This is a genomic window from Zhongshania sp. (genome assembly GCF_041623545.1).
In the GTDB taxonomy this organism is placed as follows: domain Bacteria; phylum Pseudomonadota; class Gammaproteobacteria; order Pseudomonadales; family Spongiibacteraceae; genus Spongiibacter.
The window spans coordinates 1-4,480 of record NZ_JBFJWS010000266.1 but is presented as its reverse complement, the minus strand read 5'-3'; the positions used below and the strand labels follow the sequence as shown (position 1 = coordinate 4,480).

At 53.4% G+C, this 4,480-nt stretch carries 3 protein-coding genes and 1 pseudogene; all 4 read left to right on the top strand.

The window, feature by feature from the left end; translation table 11 throughout:
* Positions 1–403: pseudogene (locus ABYT30_RS16055) on the top strand (glutathione S-transferase family protein); the annotation flags it as partial.
* 70 nt (positions 404–473) lie between these two features.
* Entirely contained in the window at positions 474–1,331 is an 858-nt protein-coding gene (locus ABYT30_RS16050; protein WP_373097492.1) for a cation diffusion facilitator family transporter, read from the top strand.
* Positions 1,332–1,552: 221 nt separating this feature from the next.
* Positions 1,553–2,635, top strand: coding sequence for a hypothetical protein (locus tag ABYT30_RS16045; RefSeq protein WP_372811066.1), 1,083 nt, complete (start codon positions 1,553–1,555; stop codon positions 2,633–2,635).
* 21 nt (positions 2,636–2,656) lie between these two features.
* Positions 2,657–4,225: a BCCT family transporter gene (locus tag ABYT30_RS16040; RefSeq protein WP_373097491.1), complete on the top strand. Its 1,569-nt coding sequence runs from the start codon at positions 2,657–2,659 to the stop codon at positions 4,223–4,225.
* The last annotated feature ends 255 nt before the right edge of the window (positions 4,226–4,480 follow it).

Sequence of the window (4,480 nt, the reverse complement as noted above, 5' to 3'; positions counted from 1 at the left end):
CGAATCGCCCTCAGTTGCTGATTTGGCGGCCTATCATCCGCTGTGGCTGCACGTTAACTGCAACCGGCGCCCCTTGCAGGCCGGGCCGAAGGTTCTGGATTGGTTTCAGCGCGTTGGTGATATCGGTCATGGTAGCCGCGAGGAAATATCGCAGAGCGTAGCCTTTGCGGCTGCCAAAGATTCAGAGCCACGCGCGCTGCCCGCGAGCGTTGAGAATGTGCCGGCGGCGATTGGTACGCGGGTAGAGGTGGCCCCGTCTGATTACGGCGTTCAACCCGTTAAGGGCATTTTGGCTGCGGTAACCGATGAGCGGATCATTGTCGCCAGAGATACCGATGAGTTCGGCAAGCTTCACGTGCATTTCCCTCGGGAGGGGTACTCGGTGAAGGTCGTGCAGGATTAACCCAGCGCGGCGAGAGCGTGAGGGCCGACGCCGCTAAGCGATTTTCGGAATTCAGGCTATGCTTAGCCCTATGGATACGCGCGACTCCAATGTTCTCAGGGTGATTCTTATTGAGGGCGCAGCCAACCTGGCTGTGCTACTCATCAAGCTTGGTGTGGGTATTAGCACCGGGTCATTGGCCATTCTGGGGGACGCCGTTCATTCGCTTACCGATGCGTTCAATAATGTTGTTGCATGGTTTGTTACCCGCCATTCCGTTAAACCCGCCGATTCCAAACACCCATACGGCCACCGGAAGTTTGAGACGGTGGCAGTTTTTGTTCTCGCCACGCTATTGGCCACCCTGGCCTTTGAACTGGCCATTCGTGCCCTAACCCGCGATAGGCCAGAAATCGTGTCCGGCCGCCTGGAACTTGGCTTGATGGTGCTGGTGCTGGTTATAAACATTGTGCTGTCCTGGTGGCAACGTCGGTGGGCCAAACAGTTGGACTCCCAGATTTTGCTGGCAGATGCAAACCACACGTTATCTGACGTACTGATTACAAGCAGTGTCATAGCGGCCTGGCAGTTTTCGACGATGGGTTGGTGGTGGGCAGATCAAGCTTGCGCATTAGCCGTGGCGGTCTTCATTCTTTACATCGCCATAGGGCTTTTTAAGAGTACGCTACCGGTGCTGTTGGATGAACGCGCGATCGACGCTGATGCGCTTCGCTCGGCGGTGCGCTGTATTGAAGGTGTTCGCCGGGTAAGCCGAGTTCGATCGCGCTGGATCGGGCAGGTGTGCGCTGTAGACCTTGTGATTGCGGTCAATGCCACGCTGACGACCGAAGCGGCTCACGATATTGCAGACCGGGTAGAGGACCAGCTTGCAGAGCAGTTCAACGTTTATGACATCAATATTCATATCGAGCCATTCAGCGCAGATTAGGGTAGAGCACTGATAATCCGGGCTTCTCCGATTTAGCCACAAATTTCGGCAATATTCCCATTCTAGTGTTACCAGCATCCATTTAAGGCCGGCACAACGTAGTCATACGCCGTTGCGTGATTTTCCGGATTGGAAATTATTTTTTCTGCATGTTTCGCTTATATAACGCTCGGGCTTTGGTGTCATGTTTTTTGAATAGCAGGGGCTAAGGGGAGTAGCAGATGAAGGAAAAATTATTTCTATTTCTTGGTTGGGTGTTGTTGGCGCTGTGTAGCTTTGCCGCCCATGCGGAGTCGACGTTAGGTGCGGGCGTTTGGGCTACCTACGAGTATATTGATGATAACGAGACTGACGAGGAAACCCACGGGTCGATCAAAGATGAAGCACTGATTCTCTACGCTGACGGTAGCGCTGAGCCAGATGTCGGCAATTGGTTGTACTCGGCCGAATTGCGCATTGGTCCGGGCAGTTTTACTGATCCGGCTAACAATTCTACCGGCGATGAAATTTCGCTTCACAAAGCCTGGCTGGGGTTACGCTGGGGCGAGAGTCGGGTATTACGTATTGGTAAATCTCAGGTGCCTTTTGGCTGGAAGACGGCTAATTTTTGGCCCGGTGATTTACTGCTGGCGGGCTATGGCGATCAGATGGATGTGGGGGTGAAACTCTCTGAAGACCGAGTGCAGTGGCGTTACGATCTGGCGTACTACCATTCAGACGATTGGGGGGAGGACAGTACTGATACCGTGGACGACAATGGTCATTGGGGCAGTTCTACAACCTTTCGCAAGGTGAATGCCGTGGTCGCAAATGTTGAGTACGACCTTTTCAAGAAACATACCCTAGGTCTGTCGACCCAGGTTGGGCGGCTGCAGGATCTCACCGGTTTATCCGCTAACAAGGAGGTAACCGGACGGCACAATGCCTGGGTTGCCTATTATCACGGCCAGTTCGGCCCATTCTATAGCAAGCTGTCTTATATCGATGGCGAGCGTCGTTTGCCTCGCAATCACCGTATTGCAAATTCCCTGGCAGAAGACATCGAAAACAGCCGCATTGCCGCGGAGTTTGGTTATCGGCGCAACAACTGGTTTTTCTATGTAGACACCAGCTGGGCTAATGCTAATACCAAGGGTAGCAATGTCGATACGGTATATGCTGTGGCCCCGGGCTTCAGCTACGACTACGGCCCTGGTTGGGTATACGTTGAATTGCTGAGCCAGAATGGCTTTGTTGATCGAAACGGGCAAGTGGGTAGGGGTGATTTTGACGCCCTGTATATCTCACTCGATTTTTATTTATAAGCAGTAGGGGAGAGCTACGCGATGGCTGAAGAAGCACTAGCGGAAGACATCATCTCCACGGATTACGAAGTTGGCCAGGACAATGTCACCTTCTTGGGGATGGATTTACACAACCCGGTATTTTTTATCAGTGCCTTACTGGTGTTGTTGTTTGTGGCTGGCACCCTTTATACGCCGGAAACGGCCGGTGCCTGGCTGGGTGCATCCAAGGCGTGGGCTATAGAACATTTTGATTGGCTGTTTATCAGCTCTGCGAATATTTTCGTGTTGTTTTGTCTGGCGCTGATATTTTTGCCTGAGAGTAAGATTCGCATTGGTGGCGCAGATGCAAAACCGGAGTTCTCAACACTGTCGTGGCTGGCGATGCTGTTTGCGGCCGGTATGGGCATTGGTTTGATGTTCTGGAGTGTTGCGGAGCCTGTGGGTTACTTTACCGATTGGCATGGCACCCCACTCAATGTTGAGGCTGGCACGCCAGCTGCGGCGAGCGCTGCGATGGGGGCAACCATGTATCACTGGGGGCTGCACCCCTGGGCCATTTATGCTGTTGTTGCTCTGGCGTTGGCATATTTCGCGTATAACCACGATTTGCCACTCACCATACGCTCGGCTTTTTATCCGCTGCTGGGTGACCGTGTTTGGGGTTGGCCCGGACATCTTATTGATACGTTGGCGGTACTGGCAACGCTGTTTGGTCTGGCAACGTCACTGGGGTTGGGCGCTAAGCAGGCTGCAAGCGGCATTGCTTTTTTGTCGGATGCTACCGCCGGGTTGCAGTTGCAGCTCACTATTATTGCGGGTGTGACAGCGGTTGCCGTGATTTCAGTGATACGTGGCATTGATGGTGGTGTAAAGCTGTTGAGTAATATCAATATGATGATTGCTCTACTGCTGTTGGTGTTTGTGACCATTGCGGCGTTCGGTTTTGATATTGTGCCGGAAACGCTGATGACCCTTGGCAGTTATGCATCTGCCATTCTGCCGTTGAGCAACCCCGGTGGCCGAGAAGACGAAACCTTTTACCACGGTTGGACAGTGTTCTACTGGGCCTGGTGGATTTCATGGTCGCCCTTTGTGGGGATGTTTATTGCCCGTATTTCGAAAGGCCGTACGGTGCGGGAATTTATGATTGCGGTATTACTGGTACCAACGGCGATTACCGCCATCTGGATGACCGCATTCGGCGGAGCTGCGTTGCATCAGGTTCAGCAGGGAGAGGGCGCTCTGGCCGACGGTATCAGCAAAGTATCGCTGGCGTTTTTTGAAATGCTGCAGTCGCTGCCCTTTACGACCATTACATCGATGCTGGCGGTGTTTCTGGTGCTGGTGTTTTTTGTTACCTCGTCTGATTCGGGGTCATTGGTGATTGACAGTATTACCTCGGGCGGCAAGCTTGATGCGCCAGTACCGCAGCGGGTATTTTGGGCAACAATGGAGGGGTTGGTTGCCGGTGCCTTGCTCTATGGTGGTGGCAAGCAGGCATTGGAGGCCTTGCAGGCGGGTGCGATTTCTGCGGGATTGCCGTTTACTGTATTGTTGCTGGTGATGTGCGTGAGCCTGTACAAAGGTATGCGTCAGGCGACCGCCTAGAGAGGTTGTTTGCGTCGCTTTGTAGGTCCGCTTGTCGGCCAGCGGTATGCCACCGCCGCTAATGGCTTGTCTCGAAAGGGAATTCGTGGGACTAATATGGCACGGCGCTGTGCATTGCAGTGTGCAGCGTCAGTGCCGGAAGCTGTTGGCTGATCACAGGGGAGTTTACATGGCCGCCATTTTGTCTGGAGATCGCCTGCGCTTTCTTCTCGGCCGGTTTAAAGACCGGCTTTGGGTTAAACCACTCGTTGTTTG